This is a genomic window from Silvimonas soli, from assembly GCF_030035605.1.
GTDB classification, from domain to species: Bacteria; Pseudomonadota; Gammaproteobacteria; order Burkholderiales; family Chitinibacteraceae; genus Silvimonas; species Silvimonas soli.
Window position 1 is genome coordinate 2400949 of the sequence record NZ_CP106736.1, and the last position, 23099, is coordinate 2424047.

Genomic DNA, 23099 nt, shown 5'->3' on the forward strand with positions numbered 1-23099 from the left:
CTCAATGCAAGGATGGTTGCGGCTGGCCGATAGCGATGGGTCGATTTCTCCAGGAAATACAATCATTGCCATGGCCGGTTGTGCTTGGGAGCGACGGTTTGCGTGGAGATCAGGTTTGAAAATGCATTGCAGAATGCAAAAGAGGCCAGCCCTTGCGAGCTAGCCTCCTGAATTTTCTGGTGGGTCGTGCGGGATTCGAACCTGCGACAAACGGATTAAAAGTCCGCTGCTCTACCAACTGAGCTAACGACCCAACGAGCCGCGCATTCTGCCTAAGAATTGTCGGGGCGTCAATACTTTGCTGCGGATATTTTTTTGGCGCAGCAGCAAAGCCGCCAGTTTGCGGGCTTAAAGGGCGGCTGGATTCGCAATCTGGATGTACCGGGCAAACCGGCTTTGCAGGTATTCACGCAGGCGAATGACGGTGGGCGATAACGTGAGGCGGTGGGCGCAGAGCAGGTACATGGGGGCGGCTTCGCCCTGATAGTGCGGCAGCAACAATTGCAGCCGACCGGTTTGCAGATCGGGCAACACATCCAGCTTCGATTTGTAGGCAATGCCCAGCCCGGCCAGCACCCAGCGGCGCACCACCTCGCCGTCGTCGCTCACCCGGTCGCCATGTACCGCCACTGTGTAATCCGTATCGCCCTGGCTGAAGCGCCAACGTTCGTGCACGGTGTCGCTGAGCAGAAAACGCAGACAATTGTGCTGACGCAGTTGCGCGGGAGTTTGTGGGGCGGGGTGGCGAGCCAGATAGTCGGGTGACGCCACCAGCACGCGGCGGTTTGTGGGTTCTAGCGGCAACGCCACCAGGCTGGAGTCCTCTGGTGCGCCATAACGCAGGGCGATATCGACCGGTTGGCGGTAAAAGTCGGCGAGGCGGTCGCTGATGCGAATCTGGAATCCCACTGCAGGATGTTCGCGCTGGAAGTCATCCAGCCAGCCTGTCAGCAAATTGCGGCCCAAGTCAGAGGGCATGGAGATGCTCAAGGTGCCGGAGATGTGTTGTTTGTCCTGGGCGATGGCGTCACGGCCCGCTTCCAATGCGGCTAGGGCGCTGCGGGCGTGTTCCAGATAGCGTTCGCCGTCACTGGTCAGGCGCAATCTACGGGTGGATCGCACAAACAGCCGCGTTTGCAATTCGGCCTCAAGCCGTTTGAGCGCCGCGCTGGCAACGGCGGGAGTGAGATCAAGTTCGCGCGCGGCGGTGGAAAAGCTGCCGTTTTCTGCCGCCCGTACAAACACCAGTAAATCTTCAATTCGCACCAAGATTGAAGGCCCTCATTTCGGCTATTTTCAAAAATAAATTGAAACTGCATCTGATCTTAGCCTGTTTTTCAGCTGCCGTAACAGGGTCAAGATGCGCTCATTCGATTCGCATGTGGCAGTGGCATTGCCCTGCCAGTCAGCACCTTTACAACGTTCCGGAGAAACATCATGAAAGCAGTAGGCTATTACCAGAACCAGGCCATTGATCACCCTGAGTCACTGATCGACCTGACCCTGCCAGACCCGACGCCGGGCGAGTACGACTTGCTGGTTGAGGTGAAGGCGATCTCGGTAAACCCGGTGGACGTCAAAATTCGCGGCGGGGTGGCGCCAACGGCCGGTGAGGCCAAGGTCATTGGTTGGGACGCCGCTGGCGTGGTGCGTGCAGTGGGCAGCAAGGTCAGTTTGTTCAAGGTCGGTGATCGCGTGTGGTATGCCGGTTCATTGACTCGGCCCGGCACTAACAGCGAGCTGCATCTGGTGGATGAGCGCATTGCGGGCCGCATGCCGCAATCGCTGGATTTCGCCCATGCTGCGGCGCTGCCACTGACGGCTATCACGGCTTGGGAATTGCTGTTTGATCGCCTGCAGGTGCTGGATAACGCTGCGCCGAGTGGTAACGCATTGCTGGTGATCGGCGCTGCGGGTGGCGTGGGTTCGATCATGGTGCAGCTGGCGCGGCAATTGACCGGGCTAACCGTGATCGGCACCGCATCGCGGCCAGAAACCCAGGCTTGGGTAAAAGAGCTGGGCGCGCATCACGTGATCGACCACACCAGGCCGCTCACCGAGGAACTCAAGCGCATTGGCGTTGCTCAGGTGGAGTACGTGGCGAGCCTGAACCAGACCGAGGCCCACTACGCGCAGATCGTCGAGGCGCTAGCCCCTCAAGGCAAGCTGGCGCTGATTGATGACCCGGCTCAACTGGACGCCCGTCCGCTCAAGCGCAAGAGTATTTCGCTGCACTGGGAGTTCATGTTTACCCGTTCGATGTTTGCCACTGCTGATCAGATCAAGCAGCATCAGTTGCTGAGCCGCCTGGCGAATCTGATCGATGCCGGGGTGATTCGCACCACGCTGGCCGAGCATTTTGGCACCATCAATGCCGCCAATCTGAAAAAGGCCCATGCCTTACTGGAAAGTAACAAGGCGCGCGGCAAGATTGTGCTGGAAGGGTTTTGATCTGGCGGCTTTGGCCCGATGTAGTGCTCACGTTGTTCAAGGTTTTGCTAAACCGGCTGCTGCGGTAGCCGGCACATTTTGGGTTTGATTGATTCTGGCTTTGCCACACTCAGGAGCAACTTTGCTATGCATATCGATTTGACAGGTAAAACCGCACTGGTCACAGGTTCATCATCCGGCATTGGTTTGGCGATTGCGCGTGGGCTGGCCGAAGCTGGCGCCTCCGTCGTTTTGCATGGACGTGATGCGGCCAAACTGGAGAAAGCACGCCAGAGTATTGCTGCGGCTTTTCCGAAAGCTACGCTCAGCGTGATCGCGTCTGATCTGGGTACAGCGGCGGGCGCGCAAGCCATCATCGCCGCATATCCAGATGTGGATATCCTGGTGAACAACGCCGGGATTTTCGAACCGCGGGAGTTTGCCGAGATCACCGATGAACACTGGCAAACCATGCTTGATGTGAATGTCATGAGTGGCATTCGTCTGTCACGTCATTACCTGCCGCGCTTGCTCAAAGCCAATTGGGGCCGCGTGGTGTTTATCTCCAGCGAATCCGGTTTGAACATTCCGGCAGAGATGATCCATTACGGCGTCAGCAAAACCGCGCAACTGGCGGTATCACGCGGCATGGCTGAACTGACTGCGGGCACAGGCGTGACTGTGAACGCGGTGCTGCCCGGCCCGACACGCTCGGATGGCGTGGGCAACTTTTTTGGTGAAATCGCCAAAGAACAAGGCGTGCCGCAAGAGCAGGTTGAGCGTGATTTCATTGCTACGCATCGACCGACATCGCTGCTCAAGCGCCTGGCTACGGTGGAAGAAGTCGCCAATATGGTGGTGTATGTGTGCTCCACGCAGGCTTCTGCCACCAACGGCGCGGCGCTGAAGGTCGATGGCGGAGTGGTGCGCTCTATCGCCTGATCAGGCGTCATGGTGGCTCACGAGTGGCGCAAAGTTGCGGCGCAGTGCCTGACGGCAACTGCGCCGTATTTGTTCCCGGCTTGTCCGCTCGGCTCAGGGCGGCTTGTTATCGCGGACCGGTCCGGCTACGCTTGCGGCCAAATAACCCGCATGTATCTGCACGCCAAAGGACCAGTCCAATATGGGCATCCGCAAGCTCGCCAGCGAGCTGAATCTATCCGTTTCCACTATCTCCCGTGCTCTGAACGACAGTGACGAAGTGAGCGAGAAAACCCGCGAACGTGTGCGCGAGGCAGCAGCACGCCACGGTTATGCGCCTAATCGCGCCGCCGAAAGCCTGCGCAAAGGACGGCTGAACACCATAGGTTTGATGCTGCCCGCCCGGCTGGAAGAAGAAAACTACACGCTGGCGCTGTTCATGCGTCTGGCCGATGGTTTGCAATCTGTGCTGGCCATGCATGGCATGGATCTGGTTATGTACGGCAGCAAATCGTACGAAGAAGAGTTCGTGCGTTTGCGGCGCATCGTGGAGCGACATCACGTGGACGGCGTGATTCTGGCCGGCACGCGCCGCCATGATGAACGCATTGATTACGTGGCCGGGCGTCGTTTTCCGTTTGTGGCTTTTGGCCGTAGCGAATCCGGTGGTGACCACGCCTGGATCGATCTGGATTTTGCCGCTGCCGCAAAAACCGCCGTCAGCCATCTCACCGGATTGGGGCATCAGCGCATTGCCATTGGCGTACCCGGTAAAGACGCCATGCAGGCGCATCTGTATCTGCAAGCCTGGCAAACTGAAATGGCCAGGGCGGGATTGCCACTGCTGCCGGATTTCGTCCAGGTTGATGAACTGTCTGAGCGCGGCGGTTATCGCATCACCGAAACCCTGCTGGCATTGCCGCAGCCGCCGACGGCGATCATGTTCCAGAGCGATAGCATGGCCATTGGCGCCTATCGCAAACTCAATGAATTGGGCAAAACGCCGGGGCGCGATCTGGCCGTATTTGGCGGCGTACTGGCGGGGGATGTGCCGGAATATCTGTCGCCAAGGTTGAGTGGTTTTACGGTGGATGCCCAGGCTTTGGGCGTGCGCATGGCCAAGGTGTTGCTGTCGCAATGGCCGCAGTTTGCAGAAATCTACGCCAGCGAAGCCCGGCAAAGTGTGTGGCCGCTGGATTTGCGCGCACGCGATAGCGATGGTGGAGCAGGCCACTGATACTGCACATTTGGCGAGCGGCTAACCTGGATTTTGCTGGCTGTCGTTTTGTTGTTAATCACCGCTGCACTTCTGTTTTTCCACAATCCCGATTCTGTTTTTCACTTGCTTGCTTGACAGCTTTTGGTGCGAGGTCAAGAATCGCCGCACCATTTCGGAAACGTTTCCGTAACTTGTTCCGGAAAATTACAAGCGATTCAATAGCAGCTTTGCTCGCTGCCGGAATGGTGCGCAAGACAACAGCATATTCATGACCGGTGGACTGACACCGGCCCAGCAGGCGAACCCGGTTTCGCCATCCGCGACTTTGCAGCAACTGGAGGGGCTATGAAAAAGAACATGCGTGCCGTGTGTACGGCACTGGGTCTGGCATTCACGCTGGCTAACGCGGCAGCGCTCGCCGCCAGCCTGTCGGTATGGGCGGTGGATGAGCCGGACAACTACACCGAAAAAATGGCGCGCGAATTCGCCAAGCTGCACCCGGATGTACAACTGCAAGTGCGCAAGGTTGGTTTCTCGGCCCTGAACGACGAAGCAATGCGTGCGGTGATGTCCGGCAATGGCCCCGATGTAATCCCGGTCGATAACCCGAACACCGCCATGTTTGCCGCCCGCAATGCGCTGCTGGATCTGACGCCGTATCTGGTCAAATCCAAAGTGATCGACGTCAAACAGATCTTCCCCGGCCCGCTGAAAAACGCCAGCTGGAACGGCAAGGTCTACGCGATTCCTCGCGGCACCAATACCCTGGCGCTGTACTACAACGAAGACCAGTTCAAGGCTGCCGGGCTGGACCCGAACAAGCCGCCACAAACGTGGGACGAGCTGTATGCCTACGCCAAGAAACTGACCAACGCGCAAAAGAACATCTACGGCCTGGCGTTCTCGGCAGTGGGTGACGAAGAAGGCGTATTCCAGTTTCTGCCGTTCATTCAGGCTACTGGCGCCGATTGGGACAAGCTGAACAATCCGGGCGCTGCCCGCGCCGCTGCGTTCTGGCAAAAACTGCTGGACGACAAACTGGCTTCGCCGGACACGCTGAGCCATCGCCAGTCTGAAGCTGCCGCTACCTTTATCAACGGGAATGCGGCCATGGATATCAACGGCCCGTGGGAACTGATGGCTGTCGAGAAAGGCGCCAAGTTCAAGTGGCGCGTAGCGTTGCTGCCTACCGAAAAGGCCGGTGGTACCAAGGCTTCGGCGCTGGGCGAACAGAATCATGCCATTTTGCGCACCGCCAAGAACCCGCAAGTGGCGTTTGAGTTCCTGGAATACATGTACAGCCAGCGTGGCCGTAACTGGAACGAATTCGGCATGCTGCCACCGTCCAAAGACACGGTGACCAAAGACCCGAAATGGCCGGATGCGTACAAGACGTTCAACGAGCAAATGCAATATGCCCGTCCACGTGGCCCGAATCCGGAATGGCCGAAGGTCTCCAAGGCGATCTCCACCGCTGTTCAGTCGGTGTTGACGCATCAGGCTGATCCGAAGAAAGCGATGGATGCGGCCTACCAGACTGTGCAATCGATCAAGAAGTAAGCGTTTCACCTCTGCGGGCGGCGGCGGATGTACGCCGCCGCCCGATTCGCATTTCCAGGCTTTACGGGGCAACCCATGAACAAGTTATTTGCCCGCTTTCCCAAAGAGAGCGGCTTCGAGATCACGCTGGCGGTATTTGCGCTGGCGTATCTGCTGGTCTTTGCCGGCTTGCCACTGCTGTACAACATTGTGTTGTCGTTCCAGCAAGTGGACTTGATGGAGCCAGCCACGCTGCTGCGCCCGTTTGCCGGGCTGGCCAATTATCACGATATCTTCAGCCGTCCTGAAGCGCGCCAGGTACTGGTAAACACGCTGCTGTTTGTCGGTTTGTCGCTGGCGCTGCAAGTGGTCATCGGCTTTCTGCTGGCGCTGCTGTTTCTGCAAGACTTCCCCTTCGCCACCTTTATGCGCGGCCTGTTTCTGGCGGGCTGGATCATGCCCGGGCTGGTGGTTGGGGTGATCTGGAAACTGCTGTTCGCCGGCGATTTCGGTGTGCTCAATGACTTGCTGATGCGCTCCGGCATTTTGCATGACCGCATCTTCTGGCTGTCCGACCCGGCGTATTCGATCTACGCGGTGATCATCGCCAACGTCTGGCTGGGCGTGCCGTTCAATATGCTGCTGCTGTCAGTCGGTCTGGCGGCGATTCCCGGCGACTTGTACGAAGCTGCGGAACTGGATGGCGCCAACGCCTTGCAACGCTTCTTTGGCATCACGCTGCCCATGATGAAAGCCACGCTGGGCGCGGTGATCTCGCTGGGCGCAATCATGACCATGCAACAGTTCGACCTGATCGCCGCGCTTACCCAAGGCGGCCCGGCCAATTCGTCGCAAGTGGCACAGTACTGGTCATGGCAGTTGTCGTTCCAGACCTTCGAAGTGTCGGCTGGTTCGGCCGTAGCCACGCTGATGATGATTCTGGTGCTGATCGTGGCGGTGTTTTACGTGCGCTCCACGCGCAATGAACGGATGGTGTGAGATGAAGCGCTATGTCTTGTTTGTGATCGCGCTCATCGTCACCGCGGTCTATCTTTTTCCGCTGTACTGGATGTACATCACCGTGTTCAAAAGCGCGGCCGAGATGTTCCAGTCCCCGCCTACCTTCTGGCCCGCCCACGCCGAATCGCATATCTGGCAGGTGTTTACCGAGCGCGGTATGGGCAAGTTCTTGTGGAACTCGTTCATCATCGCCTGCGGCACCACGGCAGTGACGGTGTTTGTCGGTACTGGTGCAGCGTATGCGCTGGCTAGCGTACAAAACCGCTGGACCAGCCTGGCGATTTTCGCCGTGTTGGTGCTACAGGCGCTGCCATCGAGCCTGATGGTGACGCCGATCTTCACCGCTTTCAAAGGACTCGGTCTGCTGGAAACCCCACGCCTGGCAGTGGTGATTGCGCAGATCACCAAAACGTTGCCGTTCTACATCGTGCTGTGCCGCGCCAGCTTTGTGCAGATTCCGCGTGAACTGCGCGACGCCGCACTGGTGGATGGCGCCTCTCCCGCCCGCGCCTTCTTTGATGTGATCTTGCCACTGGCGGTGAACGGCATTCTGGTGACGGCAATCCTGGTGTTCCTGCAATCGTTTGGTGAGTACGTCTACGCCCGCTCGCTGATTCTGGATGACCAATACCAGACCGCCACGGTCGGGCTGTCGGCGTTTATTGGCGCCACCAAGATCGACTGGATCGGGATCATGACTTACTCCGCGGTGTTCGTAACGCCAATCCTGATCGCCTTCATGCTGCTGCAGCGGCGGATTGTGGCTGGGCTGACCGCTGGCGCTTTGAAGTGAGCGGCTCAGAAAACCAAGTGGAACGATGCCGACAAGGCGTACGAAGTGTAGACAGTACAAGTGCTACGGCAAACGAGTACAACGCAGGCGGCAGGGTTTTATGAGCCGCTCACACGGAACAGATCATGAATCGCATTGAAATTGAACATCTGAACAAGTCCTACGGGCCGGTGGAAATCCTCAAGGACATCACCATCGCTGTGCCGGAGGGGCGTTTTGTGGCGCTGATCGGGCCATCGGGCTGCGGTAAATCCACCCTGTTGCGCACCATTGCCGGGCTGGAACAAATCACCGGCGGCACGCTGAAAATTGACGGCAAAGTGGTCAACAAGACCCCGCCGCGCAAGCGCGACGTGGCGATGGTGTTCCAGAGTTACGCGCTCTACCCGCACATGAATATCGAAAAGAACATGTCGTATTCATTGCGCCTGAAGCGTAGCGCGCCGCAGGTCATCAAGGACAGCATTAGCGGCGTGGCCGAAACGCTGGGGCTGACACATTTGCTGGAGCGTATGCCGCGCCAATTGTCCGGCGGACAACGCCAGCGGGTGGCGATGGGCCGCGCCATTGTGCGCAATCCCAAGGTGTTTTTGTTCGACGAGCCATTGTCCAACCTGGATGCCGCGCTACGCGTCCACATGCGCTCGGAAATCCGCAAATTGCACGAGCGCTTGCACGCCACTTCCGTTTACGTAACGCACGATCAGGTCGAAGCCATGACCATGGCCGATCACGTGGTGGTGCTGCGCGCAGGCCGCGTCGAACAACAAGGCGAGCCGCTGGCGCTGTATGACAAACCAGCCAACAAGTTTGTGGCCGGCTTTATTGGTTCACCAGCCATGAACTTTATCGAAGCGCAAATCGGCGGTGATGGCCGCAGCGTGCTGTTTGGTGCCGAAGACCTGCAAACGCTGGATAGTGGCCGCGATTTGCCACCAGGTTTGAAAGTGTGGCTAGGCTTGCGACCAGAACATCTGCATCTGCAAGGTGCCGGGCAAGCGGTGCGCTGCGCAGTGGAGAACGTCGAAACCACCGGCTCGATGACCTTTATCGAAGCCCGCCCCGGTGGCGCGGCCGCGCAACCGTTGCTGGTGGCGCATGCCGGCAAAGCCACGGTGACGACGGGGGAGCAGTTGAACCTGCATATCGCCACCGAACATTTGCATCTGTTCGATCGCGAGACCGAAAAAGCCATTTAAGCGAAGGTGCTCCGGTGCGCTACAGCGCCAGGTATCTCGGATTTTATTGTTGACCGGAAACGTTTCCGGTCAGGCATCAACAAAACGGAATTCCAACATGAAAATCAGTGACGGTAACTGGCTGATCCGCGAAGGTCTGAACATCCTGTACGCGGTGCAAATCCACAGCGTGGATGTGCTGGACGATGAACTGCTGATCTACGCCGCCCCGCGCGACGTCTCCGGGCGTGGCGCGCAGCTGGATACGGGTCTGCTCGCGTTTCGTATCCACTCGCCGCAGAACGGTGTCATTGGCGTGCGCGTCGATCATTTCCAGGGGGGGCGTGATACAGGCCCGCATTTTGAAGTGAACCGCCAACGTGTGCCGGTGCAGATCACCAACACCGCTACCGAAGCGACGCTGACCAGCGGCTCGCTGACCGTGCGCATCGCCAAAACCGGCGATTGGGCGGTGGACTTTCTGCGTGGTGAGCAGCGGATTACCGGTAGCGGTTTTCGCGGTTGCGGCCATCTGACCGATGGCAATCAGGATGGCGCTCCGTATATGTTCGAGCGCCTCGACTTGGGTGTGGGCGAGAATGTCTATGGCCTCGGCGAGCGCTTCACCGCTTTCGTGAAGAACGGCCAGACCGTGGAAAGCTGGAACCGCGATGGTGGAACCAGCACCGAACAAGCCTACAAGAACATCCCGTTTTATCTGACCAATCGCGGTTATGGCGTGTTTGTGAATCACCCGGAGAACGTCTCGTTTGAAGTGGGCAGCGAGAAGGTCACCAAGGTGCAGTTCAGCGTGCCAGGCCAGGGGCTGGAGTATTACGTGATCGACGGCCCGACACCGAAAGAGGTGCTGGACCGCTACACGCAATTGACCGGACGCCCGGCGCTGCCTCCGGCCTGGTCGTTCGGGCTGTGGCTGACCACTTCATTCACTACCGATTACGACGAAGCGACGGTCAATCACTTTATTGATGGCATGGCCGAACGCAATATTCCGCTGCATGTGTTCCACTTTGACTGCTTCTGGATGAAGGCTTTCCATTGGTGCAACTTTGAGTGGAACCGTGAAACCTTCCCCGATCCGCAAGGCATGCTGGCGCGGCTGAAAGCGCGTGGCCTGAAAATTTGCGTGTGGATCAACCCGTATATCGCGCAACCGTCACCGCTGTTTGCCGAGGGCAAAGCCAAGGGTTATCTGCTGCAAAAGCCCGACGGCGATGTGTGGCAGTGGAACAAATGGCAACCCGGTCAGGCGATTGTCGACTTCACCAATCCGGCCGCGTGCGAGTGGTACGCCGGGCATCTGCGCCGCTTGCTGGATATGGGCGTGGATTGCTTCAAGACCGACTTCGGCGAGCGCATCCCCACCGACGTGGTTTACCACGATGGTTCGGACCCGCAGAAGATGCACAACTACTACAGCTACCTGTACAACAAGGTGGTGTTTGACGTACTGGTCGAAAAACGTGGCGCGGCCGAAGCGGTGGTGTTTGCCCGTTCCGGCACAGTCGGTAGCCAGAAGCTGCCGGTGCACTGGGGCGGCGATTGCAGCGCTACCTACGAATCGATGGCGGAAACGCTGCGTGGCGGGCTTTCGCTGTGCTTGAGTGGCTTTGGTTTCTGGAGCCACGATATCAGTGGCTTTGAGAACACCGCCCCCGCCGATGTCTACAAACGCTGGTCGGCGTTTGGTTTGCTCTCCAGCCACAGCCGCCTGCATGGCAGCAAATCGTATCGGGTGCCTTGGCTGTTCGACGATGAGGCCGTGGCGGTGGTGCGCCACTTTACCGAGTGGAAATCGCGTCTGATGCCGTATCTGTATGACGCATCGGTACAAGCCACCACCGGCACGCCCACCATGCGCGCCATGATGCTGGAGTTCCCGCATGATCCGGCTTGTGATTATCTCGATCGCCAGTACATGCTGGGTGATTCGCTGTTGGTGGCGCCGGTATTCAATGCGACGGGCGATGTCGACTTCTACGCGCCAGAAGGCCGCTGGACGCATCTGTTCAGCAACAAGGAGATTGTCGGTGGCCGCTGGCACCGCGAACAGCACAGCTTTTTGAGCCTGCCGCTGTACGTGCGCCCGAACACCTTGCTGGCGCTGGGCACCAACGATCAACAGCCGGATTACGACTACGCCACGCAGAGCGAACTGCATCTGTTTGCGCTAAAAGACGGGCACGTTGCTACGGCAACGGTGCGTGACTTGCAGGGCGCGACGGTCAACACCGTGAAGGTAAGTCGGAAAGGCAATGCCCTGAGCGTGGAACAAACCGGCAAAGCACAAGACCTGACACTGGTGCTGCGCAATGTGCCGACGCTGGCCAGTTCCCCGGCACTGGAGACGGAAAGCACGCCACTGGGTTTGCGTATCAGGATTCCTGCGGCAAAGCTGCCGCTGACCCTGGCTCTCTAACCGGGCGCCAGCGGGAATGTGGAAAAGCGGCAGCCTATCGGTTGCCGCTTTTTTGCGTCTGGACATTCACACCACCACCGCGCAAGCGATGAATCAGTGATCCCAAGGCAAGGGAATGGTGAAGGTATCCGCTTCGGGCTGGGTGGATTGCTCGGCAGGAGGGGGAGGCAATTGCGCGGCCTGAACGGCTTTCTTTTCCTGAAGCAAGCGCCAGATGCGGACATGAGAGGCGCGATGCATGGCGATTCGGGCAAGGTTTGATTTGTTCACGGCGGGCCTGTGTGCTTCACGTGACGGTTTCACGGGGGCAAACGCATCAAGTCACTGGATACGGCTTGCACTGGACCGCATTATCCGCTGGCTTGCGCATACCTTGGGTATTTTCGTGTTACAAATCAAAAACTGTGGACCGAATGGCTATCGAACTATCAACTGTAACCCGCACCATTGCTTGTTCCAGAAATTTTCATATGGCTTGATACCGTCAAAAATACCGTCAGGCCGCGCCCGCTTGCCTCATTTATGGGCGGTTTTCGAAAACAAGCGTTGCGCCATGAGCGTATGAAAATGGAAAAGCAAAACCCCGCAGTTGCGGGGCTTGGTATCTACTTGACTCTATCTCTTGGCTATCAGCTCGGTGACACCTTTCATGATTTCACCGACACCTTTCATGATTTCACCGACGCCCTCGGTGGTCGGGGTTTCGCTTTCATCGTCATCGCCCTTTTCTTTTTCTTTTGTGGGAGCTCGTTCAAACACGCGCTTCAACAATGCAAATAGGAGCAATGTCGGCGGGATAATCAGTTCAGAACCAATCAACAGTATGTGCCAATCAAAACCAGAGGCTGGGGATGGCTTTAGCTCGTCAACCTTGCTTGCGGAAACAATAGACGTTTTTTGTGCGGTCACGACCTTCACGTCGGATGCAGGCGCTTCCCGGTGAGATGCTGCTTCCACCTCGTTCAGTTTCGCGCGCTGCATGGTGTAATCCGCTACCGTGCCAACAAAGCGGATAAAGTAGAAGGTCATGGCGGCGACGAAAATAAGCGCCGCTGTAGCCACGATGACGCGCATACACCTTGCAACCCATAGATCAGAAGCTTCCTGATTCGGAATCGCAAAGTTGCTTGGTATCGGAGGGTAAAATGCGGCTTTAAATCGGTCCCAAGCGCCCATCGTCACTGTCTTGGAGGGCGTGTGGCCAGCCCCTGCGTTAGGTGCTGAAAGATCAACACCTCCTGGGTTATTCGCTTCAGCCAAGTCTGATTCCTAATGCATCAAGCCTGAAACCCATTGCAGCACTTGAAACATTGAACATCTCAGCCATCTGCTCAACGCTATAAATGTTAGGTTTATTTGCTAGTACCCAGTCAATCGCTACTTTAGGCATGAGGAGCGCTGCCGCGAACTTGTTTGCGGCGACCTCTTTTGGGTCCTTAACGCCACTGAAAAAGCTCGCGACATCGTCACGGTAACGCTCGCTTTGGTCCGTTAGATGCCCTAAGGCTAAATGCCCGATTTCATGCGCAACTGTGAAACGTTGGCGTACTTCGGGATCGGTGAGCTTGTAGCCAATCTCAATCCCGCCATTGTCTTGACGGCAGATATAGCCTGTTAGCCGATCAAAGGGCGAGATTTCTTTGATTTCTGCGCCCATGGCGCGAGCAATCGCAACGACATCTACCGGAACGCGACGGTCCCAGTATCTATCTAGTACATCCTTGGCAGAAAGGTGGGTGCGACCCTCTACAGCTTCCATATCCCTATTTTCTACATGGCTAAGCCCGCGCGATGCGGGCCTATTGACGATGCTGCCAGTATGGACTAGATGCGATCAAAATTGCAATTTTGCATATTCCAAGCCGTTAAACCGCGTTCCATACCGTTCCATATTCGCCATTTTGGTGGGCAACCAGCGCCAGCAAGAGGGGGTATGCCAGCACGGATGCAAACGTTCGGCTTTATCGTTTAATAACTCCAGCCAGTCAGTCCTACAAAAGCCAGTAAATACAAGCCATTGCGCCGTTTGGGGTGTTTCGAAACCCTCGGCATAAATCCGAATTCATGGGGTGAGTTTTCGCAAACGCATGCACTCGCACCAATCGTCTGCCTCGTGCGCCCTGACCGGCCCTTTCATGGGGTGTTTTCGCAATGACTGCATTTCCTTTTTTATGGGCTTGCAAAACTCAGGCTGCTGGCGCCGTTTTACGCTCCCACGCCGCTGCTGGCAGTTGTTCCCACCAAGCAACGAAAAACCCGACACTGTGGCCGGGCCTCGCGCGCGCGCAATCAAGCCCGGTTCAAGTCAGGTGCGCGAAGCATGATTTCCTCTCGCTCGGCTTTATTGATGTCGGCTAGCTCCACGTTTCGCAGAAGAGTCAGTACGACCTGATGGCCTTGAAGTATTGCCTCAGCGAGGGCCCGATGCGAGGCCCTGAACTGGTCGAGCTTACCCCTGCGATAGGGACGGCCATGTAGCAGATTCAATACGTTGCGCCGATAGTGCTTCAGTGGGCGTTTGCTACCGCCCTTGGCTTTCCCCACATAGCTGTGTAACAGCTCGCCAGAACATGCGTCATAAACTTCCCACAGGTATAGCAGAGGCTTGTCCTGCTCCACGCCATTCTCATTGAGGTGAAATGTAAATGCCAATTCGGTCAATTTGCTCACCTTCGTAATTTCCCCAGGCAGTCCCTTGCACTGCGCATGATAGCGTTATCGCTTCCTGTCCTCGATCTCTCCTGCACTGCGTATGCCATGCACCCGCGCATTCTGACTACTGGCCTCCTTGCCGGTTTTAGTCTTGGGCCCCCAGTGGTCGAGACCACGCCAGCCGTGCAGCCGACTGTTAAAACGACGCAACCCGCAGATGCCAGCCAGCTGCCGATTCCACCGATAGCGCCAGCGTTGCAGACCAACAAATGCAGGTCATAAACACCTACTGCAAATCGGTATCTGACGCAGTGGGCGGCAGCTATCAGATAGAGCAGGCTTGCCGCGGACAAGAGAGGGAAGCTGCGAATGCAGTGGCCACAATGAGTATCCCCAAGCGGGTAGCAACATAGTGCAGCCAGGTTGCAGATGCTGCTGGGCACAGCTTCCAGATATTGAAGACCTGCGTCGACCAAGAGCTTGCAGCAAAAGGACAAGTCGATAGCGGGCAATAATTGGTGGGAGGAACAAGCGGGCGCGATTCAGCGCCCGCACCCGTCTAGCCAAATGCCTTGATCGGTGAAATGGCGGAAGCCTTATCCACGAGCGCCAGCGGCACAGACGCGTCAGTCGCCAAGCAAATCACGTCGGTGTACCACTCATTGCCACGCGTATCTCCTGAGTGCTCGGCCACCATGATGTAATACCGTCCGTTGTTGTCTTTCTTGCCCTGCCTGGCCGCTATGTTGTTTGCTTTAAGGTTCTCGGCGCTAACGCCGTACCGCTGTTCCTGAATGCTGGCGTTATCCAGCTGGATCAGGCGGCCAATCCGGATCGCCGGATTCAGCAGCATGCGCACCTTGATGCCGTTCTGAGTCTGCTCGGGCAGCCCAACCATGCCGGTTGCAGCAGTAACGGCTGGAATCTCGCCAGGTATGTAGGCGTCCAGCGGAATGATCTCCACCTTGCCGTCCTGAATGCTCCATTTAGCTGAGATGGTTTTTACTAAGTCATCTAGGTAAGTTTTGGCGGCTCCGAAGTAGGTCTTTCCGCGCGGTAGTGTGTTGCCAGTGAGCGCGGGCGGCTTGTAGCCGAGCGTTACCCCATGCGGCACCATCGACTGAATAATTGCTGCTATCTGGTCATCAACTGATGCCCCGGCCGCTAGCGACATGTTCATCACCGCGAAGTTATATGCCCGGTCTCCATCAGCCGCAGTGATATCCAGATAAGTGTCGGTCTGGCTTTCACGACCACGCCGGAATTGCACCGTAGTACCATCGAAGATAAGCCCGAAATTCTCCTCGTACCCAGCCTGCAGCACTACTCGCGTAAATTCTTTCTGGATCTTCTGGCAGGTCTCATCCGACAGGTTGTAAACCCGGATATCTGCGCTGTTTGGGGTTTTGCTATCCCCGCGGTGAATCGCAAACCGGAATCGAAGTTGCGACAAGTCCAGCGCTTCCTTGTCATCGCCAATCAGAAGTGATGCCTTGCGTAGGTATTGTGGTGTGCTCATCGTGAAGCCTCGTAAATTCAAAGTCGTGGGTGGGTGCCTCGCGCACGCGCGCGTACTGGTGTATTAATCATCAGATCATCGGCATCTCCCTCTCCAGTTTCTCCAGCAGCGCCAGACGCACAAATTCAGACCTGTTGCCCTTGGCCGGGTGCTTCCCGCCATACGGGTAGCCAATCAGGGCATCAATCTGCATCAAGGTGTCTAGGGGCACGGACACTATCAGCCGTGTGACCGCTTGCCCGTTGAACCTCCGCAACTTGCTCATTGCACCTCCCTTGCCTGTTGCAGGGCGGTTTGTGCCGTGCGTTCTTGTTCGATCTGCCAGTGGTCACTGACGGGCCAGACCTGCGTCACGCGCTGCTCGAACCACGTGGCAAGGCTTTCCAGATTCAGGCGCTTGCCGTATCTCTGGTGCAGTTCGGCGACGGCAGACAGCAGGCCGTCCGGGTCGATGATCTGGCCACCGCCGCCACCATGTAGCGCATAGGGCAGCACGGCACGTACTGGCTGATGCACCAGAATGTCGATCACCTCTGCTTTGTGCTGGCGCAGGTCACGGATAAACGCATCGTTCGCCGCTACCCGGTTTCCGCTCAGTTTCAGCACATCACCTTTCACAGAGAGAAGCAGGCCGGTGCTGGTGGCGTAGTCGATCAGTTGGGCGGCGTTCATATCGTCATCTCCCACTCGGAATCGTCACGTGCAGCGGGTACGTTTTCCGCCTGATCGTAATCTGCCAGCCAGTCTTTTTCGGCTTCGCTTTCGACTTTCCCACCGCTTTGGGGGTTTCTATCCGCAACACCGCCACAACCCGCGTCAGTGCTTGATCTAGCTTCTTTTTTATCCGCAACATTTCCCTCGATGTTGCGGATATGAAAATCGCTGAAACCCGCGCCGTTATTGGCTTGTGGCGGTGTTGCGGATTGAGAAGGGGGGTTGAGCAGGTAACGCGTGAATGCGTCGGCAAACTGATCCAGCCGATACCCTTTTGGGGTATTGATACCGATGCGCACCGAGTTGGAAACAATGCCAAATTCGCCCAGCCGTTTGGATAGCTGGCGGGGGGAAAGTGGCCTGCCCCGGTTATAGGTCGCCCAAGCGGATTCTTCGTCCCGGCAAAGCTCCTCGATCAACTGGGCGGTGCTGATGCGGTCAATGCCCATGCGCTCAAACACGGACTTGATATCGCCCAGTAACTCCTCGTTGAAGCTCGGTGCTTCGTCTTCGGTATTGGTCAGCTTGTGTGCAGCCAGTCTTGCCAGCCGTGGCCACTCCCCGCCCGCCAGATCGGCAATCGCCAGCAGCGGCTCCCAGTTGTCGGCGGTGCGGTTGCTCAGGCCGTCCAGTGTGGGGCGCATATGGGCGAAGGTTTCGCCGTGGTCGTCGGCCCAGCGGGCAAACTGGCGCTTGACCATATGGAAGGCGTCACGGTCGCAATGGCGCAGGTTGTCGCAACGTTCGCCTGGCAGCTTGCGGCGCATCATCAGCACGACAGACCGGCTGGTTATGGTTTCTGCTACGCCATGCGCGCCGATACCGCTGATGGCCTTGGGTCCCCACGTAGAAAACTGCCTTGGCTCAAAGCTGTCGCCCACCGTTCGGATGACATAGGCCGTATCCCGGGTGTGGCCGGAATTGATGACGCCCACCAGCTCCGGGTTGTCCTTCATGAAGGTGTCGGCCTCATCAATGAACAATGACGGTTTCCAGTGTTCCACAGCCCGGAACAAGGCGGCGGGTGTGACGTTGGATGCCCACAGTGGACGGCTGGCCAGCTTCGCCAGCGCAGCCAGCAGCGTCGATTTGCCGCAGCCCTTCTCCGGTGCGGTAATCAGCGCCAGCGGCAATACCGTGGCGTAATCGGCGTACCACGTCAGCGCACACCACAAAGCTGCAGCACGCAGGGTTTCCCGGTCAGCAATGACATAGCGGCACAGCAGGGCAAAGGCATCATCCAGCACGGCAGCACCGTTGACCGGTGTCGGCCATGGCTCCACGTCATCAAATATCACGCTGGTGCCGCTGGTTTCGGTATCGCCGGATTCGGCTAGCAACTCCTTGCGTGCTGCCGCAACCAGCTTGTCGAGGATGCCCAACGGGATGCCACCCAAGGCCTCACCAGCAGCCTTGCGGATGCGGGCATAGGCCAACGGTTTCAGTCCGGCCAGATGGATCAGGTAAGCATCTTCGTCACCGGCATCGGGCAAGCCTGCCAATGGCATATCTGCAGTGTCTGGTATTGAATTTTCCTTTAAATCACCCCTAACCGCGTTTCCCTTTACACCCGCAACAAATGCAGCTTCTGACCTTGAAATTTCCTTTAAATTACCCTCACTCCCTTTTGCCTCTACATACGCAACGTCTGACACTTTTGCCCCCTCGATCTGCTGGCGCATGGCATCCAGCCCGGCCAATTGGTACAGGTCGTTAAAGTCAGAGGGCGCACCTTTGCCCGCATCGGCCCATTGCTGGCGCTGCTCGTCGGTGAACGTTGGAATGCACCAGCGGGCATTGCCGTGCGCTCTGGCAGCGTTGATCGCGGCTTGCTGGCCGGTGCCGGATGCATCGCAATCTCCAGCGACAATCAGCGCCAGCGATGGCAAACCTTTGGACAGGCGTTCTGCCACGACAGGCAGATTCCCTGCATTCCAGCCCACCACCACGGGCAGGCCGGTGGCTTCGTGCAGGCTGCAGCCAGTCGCCCAGCCTTCGCATAACAGGGCTTCGGTTGCACCCTTGAGCTGGCCCAACACCAATGCCGTACCCTTGACCTGGCCACCGGTGCAGAACCGCTTGCTGCCGTCTTCACCGATGAATTGCAGGTTCACCAGATCGCCACCCACGCGCAACGGCAGCACAAGCATGTTTCGCAACTGCTTCGCGCCCACCGGCTTGATGCCTTTGGCGACCACGTATGGATGGCTGGCCAGTACCGGTCCCGCGGTTTCCCACAGCCTTGCGGCCTTGGCTTTGGCTGCTTCACGCTGCTGGCGCTGGTCTTCATCGGCCAGCCGTTGCGCTTCGGCAAGTTCGGCATCGAGCGTCGCCCGCTGTTCGGGTGTCGGCGGCGTGTACGGCGTGGCGGGTTTGTAGCCGTGCTGCATGGCCTCATGAAACAGGCTGGCAATGGTTACACCTCCCGTTTCCTTGATGCCTTTCCAGACGGCTTTGGCGCTCTTGGCGTTGTAGCTGTCTGCGCCTTGGCTCCAGTTGTCCCACAGGGCAAAACCGGCTTCGCCCAGTTCGCTTTTTATGGCCATGCCCATGCGATACCACACCGCCCGGTCATCGGCGGCAACATGGGCCAGCGCGGCTTGAATGCGATCTACGGTTTCAAAGGTTTGGGGCGCATTCATGGCGACCTCCGGCAAATGCAGATTGAGCTGGGGCCTCCGCACTGAAGCGGATAGAACGATTGTTCATGGTCAGGCCTCCGGTGTGGGTCTGGCGCGGCTGGCCAGTTCGGTGGCGTTGATTTCGATGTTGCGCAGGTCGATCAGCAGGTTGGCGTAGTCCTGCAGGAAGAACCCGAGCCCGGTCAGGATGGAATGATCGCCGCCCACATCGTCGGGGTAGCTCATGGCCAGATCGCCAATCGCCTGCAGCCCGATCAGTCCGTTGACGATAGCCGTATCGGCATTGGTGGCCAGCGATGACAGTTCAGAAGCAGACAAGCTGTCCAGCTTCTGCGCTTGGGTGAGAACGTAACGTAGGGCGCTCATTGCCGCACCTCCGCTTGTCCCAGTACATGCGCCTGCTCGCTGATCTCATCGAGCAGGCGGTAAAGCAGGCCAAACCCGGCAACGCGGGCATCGTCCGAGGGCAGCGCCACCGGCATATTCACCGGGTCGCTGTTCTGCAAGTCGGAATACAGCTCCAGCAGCATGGCCAGACCTTTTGCGTGGCACTGGGTCAGGCACAGCTGGTCAATTTGATCGAGATAGGCTTGGCGGTTCATTTCGCGGCCCTCCCGGCAATGCCAATGCAGACCAAACCGGCAAGCAGCGCCAGCACGGCAGCAGCAGGACGGTGGGCATAAGCGAGAACGGCAGAAACAGCGGTAAAGGCGTGCGCGACGGGCGCAATGAGGGCGTTAGGCATGGTGGCTTCCTTAGTAGTGGAATGCCTGCCATCCGTCGCCAAACGGGGGTGGCAAGCACGTAGCGGGGTTGGCGAACCGGCACTAAGGAAACCGGCATACCCGAAGGTATCCCCACTACGGCTCGCCATGAACTGGGCGCACCAATAGCGGTGTACGGACGAAAAAAATCCGCCAGGGAGGCGGTTGTCCGCCTTAGTAGTCAGGTCGCCAAACCCGGTCGCGGGACTTACCGCGACAGGCCAAGGATATGCTGGCGCTGGTTGATGTGCAAGGGGGGATGAGAAATGGAGATTCACGGCAGGCGCTCCACAATTTCGCCCTCATGCTTGGGCATGGCAACTTCAAACGCGCACACGGCGGCATATAGCTCATCCATGCACGGTTGGACGTTACCGCCAGCGGCATCCAGAACAGCCTTTGCGGTCAGCAGCAAATCCACAGCGTAAAAGGGTAACGGGTTCATGCTGCGGCCTCCCCATCAAAGAAGCCAGGCGCAGGCCACTCAGGAACACCCAGCGAGTAACGCGCGACATTGCGGCGAATGCGGCCACGGAACACCACCTCCGGCTCGATGACTGTTTGTATGTTCCAGCCCTTGGCCCGCAGGTCATACACCCGCGCAGCAGTCTCGGGGATGGCGCAATTGGCGGTAAGTTCAAGCGATATGGTCGGGCCACGCTTGCGCAGTAGTTCCAGCACCTCGGCACATTGCCCGGATACAACCGGCTGCTTAGAATTGGCGTTGTTGACTGCGCCGCTACTTTGGGAAACCGGGTGGCGGTTTTTCTTTTTCATGATCGCCCCCTTATGCTGCCAAGCGGGAATCAATCCAGGCGCGCACATCTTCTGCACGCCACGCTGTTACCCGCTCGGAAAGCTTCACCGGTGCCGGGAATTTGCCCCCGCGCACCATGCGCCACAGACTGGAAGCGGAGAAGGGAAGAATTGCCGGGATTAGCTGGGCTTGGCGCACATACCCAGTCACCGGGAGTGCGCCGTATTGCTCGTGAAACCGTGCGTTGGATGCACGATTAGCGGTGGAAGTAGTTTGCTGTGCCATTCGTAGCCCCGCAGTGGGTTGTGGTGAAGGAATGGCGCCAAGTTAAAACATGCTGAAAACGGTGATTAGATCGCTTGCCCGCTGGCGTTATACGTCATCTGGCAGATGTATTACGTCTGCCTGCAAACGTAATGATTTTTCGAAATCGCGTATCCAGTCGTAAATTGTTCGTTCGATATTATCGATGGATAGCTTTACCCCCAACTGATCGGCCCTGCGTTCCAGAGGACCTCGAATATTTTTTGCTGCCTGCCTCATGGATTTCCAATTCCTGGATTGATACAAGCCTATAGCTTCCTTCCGCAGTTGATAGTGCGGCGCATGCCGTTTCTCGGCTAATCGCTTCGCTTTCTTGCTTTCAAGGTCTTCAAACTCGCTTACAATCTGCGGAATGCTAGACGCGATGTCAACGAATCGATCAAGTGTGCGCCTGCTCAAAATCCGCATTCGCTCATAATCTTCCAGCGCTAGCCGCATTTGCTGCGGAGTAATGTCTAGGCGCTGGCAGTAAGCAGATAACCGTTCGCCTCGGGCGTTAAATCTCTCTAATTCCTGTCGCACCCCGAGAAAAATATCATCATCGTCATCGTCAATTCGGTTGCCACTCATAACGCCACCTTGTAAGCGTCATCCCTTGTTATTGGATGCTGCGCCAGCCGGGCAACGGTTCCCGGTTTTCGCCCCGTCGGGCTAGGCGCAGCAAACTCGTTTAAGCGGTTCTTGCTGGAAAGTGTATTACGTCAGCGCCTGACTTGAGTTTGTCCAGGTAGTCGGCCCATACCTGCATCATTGAGCGCCGGTCTTTAATGAACTTGGTGCGGTTATATGCAGTGCCAAGGGCATCCGGCACGCTGTGGGCCAGTTGGTGCTCGATTACATCCCGCTCTATGCCCAGTTCTTCATGCAGGATCGTGCGGGCCATCGCCCGGAAACCGTGGCCAGTGATGTCTTCTTTGGTGTCATACCCCATGCGGCGCAATGCGGCATTGATGGCGGCCTCGCTCATTGGCTTTTGCGGGTCGCGTCCAAGAAACACATAGCGACGGTGCCCGGTGAGCGCATGAAGCTCTTTCAGTATTGCCAACGACTGACTTGAGAGCGGGACAAGGTGAGGCGTTGTGATGCCTTTCCGTAGCCAGCCCTTCATTCGTTCTGCAGGAATATTCCATTCCCCTTTTTCCAGATCGATCTCTGACCATTCTGCTTTTCGCAACTCACCCGGGCGCGTGAATACGAGAGGTGCCAGCTTCAACGCGCACTGCACGACCAACGTACCTTTAAAGCCATCCATTGCGCGCAACAGCTCTGCCACGCCTTGGGGTTCCACGATTGATGCGTAGTGCTTGGTTCGCGCGGGTGGGAGTGCGCCGCGCAGGTCGCCGGATGGATCACGCTCTGCCCGCCCCGTTGCGACGGCATAGCGGAATACCTGGCCACAATTCTGCAAAGCACGGTGAGCGGTATCCAGTGCGCCACGGCTTTCGGTTCTGCGGATTGTAGCGAGCAACTCCGGGGCAGTGATTTCGGATATTGGTCTGTTGCCCATCCAGGGGAAGACGTCTTTTTCCAGACGCCGAATGACCTTCTCAGAGTGGCCTTTGGCCCACGATGGTTGATGCTTTGCAAACCATTCGCGGGCCACAGCTTCGAATGAGCTAACCGCGGCGATTTGTCGCGCCAGCTTGTCGGCTTGCTTGGATGCGGCAGGATCGATACCGCTGGCCAGCAGCTTGCGCGCATCACCGTGGCATTCCCGGGCGCGCGCCAAACTTAAATCAGGGTATGCGCCATAAGACAGCGTTTTGCGCTTTCCCCCAAACCGGTAGTCATACCGCCACAGCTTGCCGCCGGATACCGCCACAAGCAGGTACAGGCCATCGGCGTCTGGCATCTTCTGCGGTTTGGTGGCCGGTTTGGCTTTCTTGATGGCAACGTCTGATAACGGCATAGCGGCCTCTGGTGCTGGATGACGGTATTTTCATGACGGTATTTTCCATTTTTTTGAAATACCGTCACAAATACCGTCAGATGTGACGGTATTTCATGATACGGCACGACGCGTCATGGCGCAAAAAAAGCCCTTGAATCTAGCATTTTCAAGGGCTTTAGGCATGTAGTGATATGGTATGAAATGGCTGTTTGGTGGACCGAATGAGGATCGAACTCACGACCTCCGCATTGCGAACGCGGCGCTCTCCCAGCTGAGCTATCGGCCCGTCGCATTGA

Annotated in this window: 25 protein-coding genes and 2 tRNA genes; 8 read left to right on the forward strand and 19 right to left on the reverse strand. The window is 57.5% G+C overall.

Going from position 1 to position 23099, the window contains the following annotated elements; genetic code table 11:
* Positions 1 to 177 precede the first annotated feature (177 nt).
* Positions 178 to 253: transfer RNA gene (locus N7220_RS11085), tRNA-Lys, on the reverse strand.
* Positions 254 to 348: 95 nt separating this feature from the next.
* Positions 349 to 1266 carry a LysR family transcriptional regulator gene (locus N7220_RS11090; RefSeq protein WP_283151431.1) on the reverse strand — a complete coding sequence of 306 codons (918 nt, stop codon included), beginning with the start codon at positions 1264 to 1266 and terminating at the stop codon, positions 349 to 351.
* Between the two features lie 171 nt (positions 1267 to 1437).
* Between N7220_RS11090 and N7220_RS11095 the strand changes: the two genes are divergently transcribed.
* From N7220_RS11095 to yicI, 8 genes are all read left to right on the forward strand, one after another.
* A complete protein-coding gene (locus N7220_RS11095; protein ID WP_283147586.1) occupies positions 1438 to 2451 on the forward strand; it encodes a zinc-binding alcohol dehydrogenase family protein in 1014 nt (337 codons plus the stop codon).
* 126 nt (positions 2452 to 2577) lie between these two features.
* On the forward strand, positions 2578 to 3372 hold the full coding sequence (locus tag N7220_RS11100; RefSeq protein ID WP_283147587.1) for an SDR family NAD(P)-dependent oxidoreductase: 795 nt from the start codon (positions 2578 to 2580) through the stop codon (positions 3370 to 3372).
* A 181-nt stretch (positions 3373 to 3553) separates the two neighbouring features.
* On the forward strand, positions 3554 to 4588 hold the full coding sequence (locus N7220_RS11105) for a substrate-binding domain-containing protein (protein ID WP_283147588.1): 1035 nt from the start codon (positions 3554 to 3556) through the stop codon (positions 4586 to 4588).
* A 327-nt stretch (positions 4589 to 4915) separates the two neighbouring features.
* Complete coding sequence (locus N7220_RS11110; protein WP_283147589.1) at positions 4916 to 6130, forward strand: ABC transporter substrate-binding protein; 1215 nt, start codon at positions 4916 to 4918, stop codon at positions 6128 to 6130.
* 75 nt (positions 6131 to 6205) lie between these two features.
* Complete coding sequence (locus tag N7220_RS11115) at positions 6206 to 7108, forward strand: carbohydrate ABC transporter permease (RefSeq protein ID WP_283147590.1); 903 nt, start codon at positions 6206 to 6208, stop codon at positions 7106 to 7108.
* Position 7109: 1 nt separating this feature from the next.
* Complete coding sequence (locus tag N7220_RS11120; RefSeq protein ID WP_283147591.1) at positions 7110 to 7922, forward strand: carbohydrate ABC transporter permease; 813 nt, start codon at positions 7110 to 7112, stop codon at positions 7920 to 7922.
* A 125-nt stretch (positions 7923 to 8047) separates the two neighbouring features.
* On the forward strand, positions 8048 to 9121 hold the full coding sequence (locus N7220_RS11125) for an ABC transporter ATP-binding protein (protein WP_283147592.1): 1074 nt from the start codon (positions 8048 to 8050) through the stop codon (positions 9119 to 9121).
* 97 nt (positions 9122 to 9218) lie between these two features.
* The gene (gene yicI / locus N7220_RS11130) at positions 9219 to 11540 is read left to right on the forward strand and encodes an alpha-xylosidase (RefSeq protein ID WP_283147593.1); all 2322 of its coding nucleotides are present in this window, start codon (positions 9219 to 9221) and stop codon (positions 11538 to 11540) included.
* Between the two features lie 93 nt (positions 11541 to 11633).
* On the opposite strand, the gene N7220_RS11135 is transcribed toward yicI, so the two are convergent.
* From N7220_RS11135 to N7220_RS11215, 17 genes are all read right to left on the reverse strand, one after another.
* Positions 11634 to 11780 carry a hypothetical protein gene (locus N7220_RS11135; RefSeq protein ID WP_283147594.1) on the reverse strand — a complete coding sequence of 49 codons (147 nt, stop codon included), beginning with the start codon at positions 11778 to 11780 and terminating at the stop codon, positions 11634 to 11636.
* 375 nt (positions 11781 to 12155) lie between these two features.
* Positions 12156 to 12800: a hypothetical protein gene (locus tag N7220_RS11140; RefSeq protein WP_283147595.1), complete on the reverse strand. Its 645-nt coding sequence runs from the start codon at positions 12798 to 12800 to the stop codon at positions 12156 to 12158.
* A complete protein-coding gene (locus N7220_RS11145; protein ID WP_283147596.1) occupies positions 12793 to 13299 on the reverse strand; it encodes an ImmA/IrrE family metallo-endopeptidase in 507 nt (168 codons plus the stop codon). Before N7220_RS11145 ends, N7220_RS11140 begins: the two co-directional genes overlap by 8 nt.
* A 530-nt stretch (positions 13300 to 13829) precedes the next feature.
* Entirely contained in the window at positions 13830 to 14201 is a 372-nt protein-coding gene (locus tag N7220_RS11150) for a hypothetical protein (RefSeq protein WP_283147597.1), read from the reverse strand.
* 550 nt (positions 14202 to 14751) lie between these two features.
* Positions 14752 to 15711, reverse strand: a complete 960-nt coding sequence (locus N7220_RS11155) for a phage protein (protein ID WP_283147598.1) — start codon at positions 15709 to 15711, stop codon at positions 14752 to 14754.
* A gap of 70 nt (positions 15712 to 15781) precedes the next feature.
* On the reverse strand, positions 15782 to 15976 hold the full coding sequence (locus N7220_RS11160) for a ribbon-helix-helix domain-containing protein (RefSeq protein WP_283147599.1): 195 nt from the start codon (positions 15974 to 15976) through the stop codon (positions 15782 to 15784).
* Positions 15973 to 16383, reverse strand: coding sequence for a hypothetical protein (locus N7220_RS11165; RefSeq protein WP_283147600.1), 411 nt, complete (start codon positions 16381 to 16383; stop codon positions 15973 to 15975). Before N7220_RS11165 ends, N7220_RS11160 begins: the two co-directional genes overlap by 4 nt.
* Positions 16380 to 19067: a DUF3631 domain-containing protein gene (locus N7220_RS11170; RefSeq protein WP_283147601.1), complete on the reverse strand. Its 2688-nt coding sequence runs from the start codon at positions 19065 to 19067 to the stop codon at positions 16380 to 16382. The genes N7220_RS11165 and N7220_RS11170 overlap by 4 nt, the downstream gene beginning before the upstream one ends.
* 69 nt (positions 19068 to 19136) lie before the next feature.
* Positions 19137 to 19433: a hypothetical protein gene (locus N7220_RS11175; protein ID WP_283147602.1), complete on the reverse strand. Its 297-nt coding sequence runs from the start codon at positions 19431 to 19433 to the stop codon at positions 19137 to 19139.
* Positions 19430 to 19669, reverse strand: coding sequence for a hypothetical protein (locus N7220_RS11180; RefSeq protein WP_283147603.1), 240 nt, complete (start codon positions 19667 to 19669; stop codon positions 19430 to 19432). Before N7220_RS11180 ends, N7220_RS11175 begins: the two co-directional genes overlap by 4 nt.
* Positions 19666 to 19812, reverse strand: a complete 147-nt coding sequence (locus N7220_RS11185) for a hypothetical protein (RefSeq protein WP_283147604.1) — start codon at positions 19810 to 19812, stop codon at positions 19666 to 19668. The genes N7220_RS11180 and N7220_RS11185 overlap by 4 nt, the downstream gene beginning before the upstream one ends.
* Before the next feature lie 293 nt (positions 19813 to 20105).
* Positions 20106 to 20276: a hypothetical protein gene (locus N7220_RS11190; RefSeq protein ID WP_283147605.1), complete on the reverse strand. Its 171-nt coding sequence runs from the start codon at positions 20274 to 20276 to the stop codon at positions 20106 to 20108.
* Positions 20273 to 20608: a helix-turn-helix domain-containing protein gene (locus tag N7220_RS11195; protein WP_283147606.1), complete on the reverse strand. Its 336-nt coding sequence runs from the start codon at positions 20606 to 20608 to the stop codon at positions 20273 to 20275. Before N7220_RS11195 ends, N7220_RS11190 begins: the two co-directional genes overlap by 4 nt.
* A gap of 10 nt (positions 20609 to 20618) precedes the next feature.
* Positions 20619 to 20873 carry a helix-turn-helix transcriptional regulator gene (locus N7220_RS11200; protein ID WP_283147607.1) on the reverse strand — a complete coding sequence of 85 codons (255 nt, stop codon included), beginning with the start codon at positions 20871 to 20873 and terminating at the stop codon, positions 20619 to 20621.
* Positions 20874 to 20960: 87 nt separating this feature from the next.
* The gene (locus tag N7220_RS11205) at positions 20961 to 21482 is read right to left on the reverse strand and encodes a hypothetical protein (protein WP_283147608.1); all 522 of its coding nucleotides are present in this window, start codon (positions 21480 to 21482) and stop codon (positions 20961 to 20963) included.
* Between the two features lie 100 nt (positions 21483 to 21582).
* Complete coding sequence (locus N7220_RS11210; protein WP_283147609.1) at positions 21583 to 22821, reverse strand: tyrosine-type recombinase/integrase; 1239 nt, start codon at positions 22819 to 22821, stop codon at positions 21583 to 21585.
* Positions 22822 to 23013: 192 nt separating this feature from the next.
* Positions 23014 to 23089 (reverse strand) — tRNA-Ala (locus tag N7220_RS11215).
* Between the last annotated feature and the right edge of the window lie 10 nt (positions 23090 to 23099).

Coding starts and splice junctions, on each gene's coding strand:
- N7220_RS11095 (WP_283147586.1), top strand. CDS start 1,438: ATGAAAGCAGTAGGCTATTACCAGAACCAGGCCATTGATCACCCTGAG.
- N7220_RS11100 (WP_283147587.1), top strand. CDS start 2,578: ATGCATATCGATTTGACAGGTAAAACCGCACTGGTCACAGGTTCATCA.
- N7220_RS11105 (WP_283147588.1), top strand. CDS start 3,554: ATGGGCATCCGCAAGCTCGCCAGCGAGCTGAATCTATCCGTTTCCACT.
- N7220_RS11110 (WP_283147589.1), top strand. CDS start 4,916: ATGAAAAAGAACATGCGTGCCGTGTGTACGGCACTGGGTCTGGCATTC.
- N7220_RS11115 (WP_283147590.1), top strand. CDS start 6,206: ATGAACAAGTTATTTGCCCGCTTTCCCAAAGAGAGCGGCTTCGAGATC.
- N7220_RS11120 (WP_283147591.1), top strand. CDS start 7,110: ATGAAGCGCTATGTCTTGTTTGTGATCGCGCTCATCGTCACCGCGGTC.
- N7220_RS11125 (WP_283147592.1), top strand. CDS start 8,048: ATGAATCGCATTGAAATTGAACATCTGAACAAGTCCTACGGGCCGGTG.
- yicI (WP_283147593.1), top strand. CDS start 9,219: ATGAAAATCAGTGACGGTAACTGGCTGATCCGCGAAGGTCTGAACATC.
- N7220_RS11135 (WP_283147594.1), bottom strand. CDS start 11,780: ATGCATCGCGCCTCTCATGTCCGCATCTGGCGCTTGCTTCAGGAAAAG.
- N7220_RS11145 (WP_283147596.1), bottom strand. CDS start 13,299: ATGGAAGCTGTAGAGGGTCGCACCCACCTTTCTGCCAAGGATGTACTA.
- N7220_RS11155 (WP_283147598.1), bottom strand. CDS start 15,711: ATGAGCACACCACAATACCTACGCAAGGCATCACTTCTGATTGGCGAT.
- N7220_RS11160 (WP_283147599.1), bottom strand. CDS start 15,976: ATGAGCAAGTTGCGGAGGTTCAACGGGCAAGCGGTCACACGGCTGATA.
- N7220_RS11165 (WP_283147600.1), bottom strand. CDS start 16,383: ATGAACGCCGCCCAACTGATCGACTACGCCACCAGCACCGGCCTGCTT.
- N7220_RS11170 (WP_283147601.1), bottom strand. CDS start 19,067: ATGAATGCGCCCCAAACCTTTGAAACCGTAGATCGCATTCAAGCCGCG.
- N7220_RS11175 (WP_283147602.1), bottom strand. CDS start 19,433: ATGAGCGCCCTACGTTACGTTCTCACCCAAGCGCAGAAGCTGGACAGC.
- N7220_RS11180 (WP_283147603.1), bottom strand. CDS start 19,669: ATGAACCGCCAAGCCTATCTCGATCAAATTGACCAGCTGTGCCTGACC.
- N7220_RS11185 (WP_283147604.1), bottom strand. CDS start 19,812: ATGCCTAACGCCCTCATTGCGCCCGTCGCGCACGCCTTTACCGCTGTT.
- N7220_RS11190 (WP_283147605.1), bottom strand. CDS start 20,276: ATGAACCCGTTACCCTTTTACGCTGTGGATTTGCTGCTGACCGCAAAG.
- N7220_RS11195 (WP_283147606.1), bottom strand. CDS start 20,608: ATGAAAAAGAAAAACCGCCACCCGGTTTCCCAAAGTAGCGGCGCAGTC.
- N7220_RS11200 (WP_283147607.1), bottom strand. CDS start 20,873: ATGGCACAGCAAACTACTTCCACCGCTAATCGTGCATCCAACGCACGG.
- N7220_RS11205 (WP_283147608.1), bottom strand. CDS start 21,482: ATGAGTGGCAACCGAATTGACGATGACGATGATGATATTTTTCTCGGG.
- N7220_RS11210 (WP_283147609.1), bottom strand. CDS start 22,821: ATGCCGTTATCAGACGTTGCCATCAAGAAAGCCAAACCGGCCACCAAA.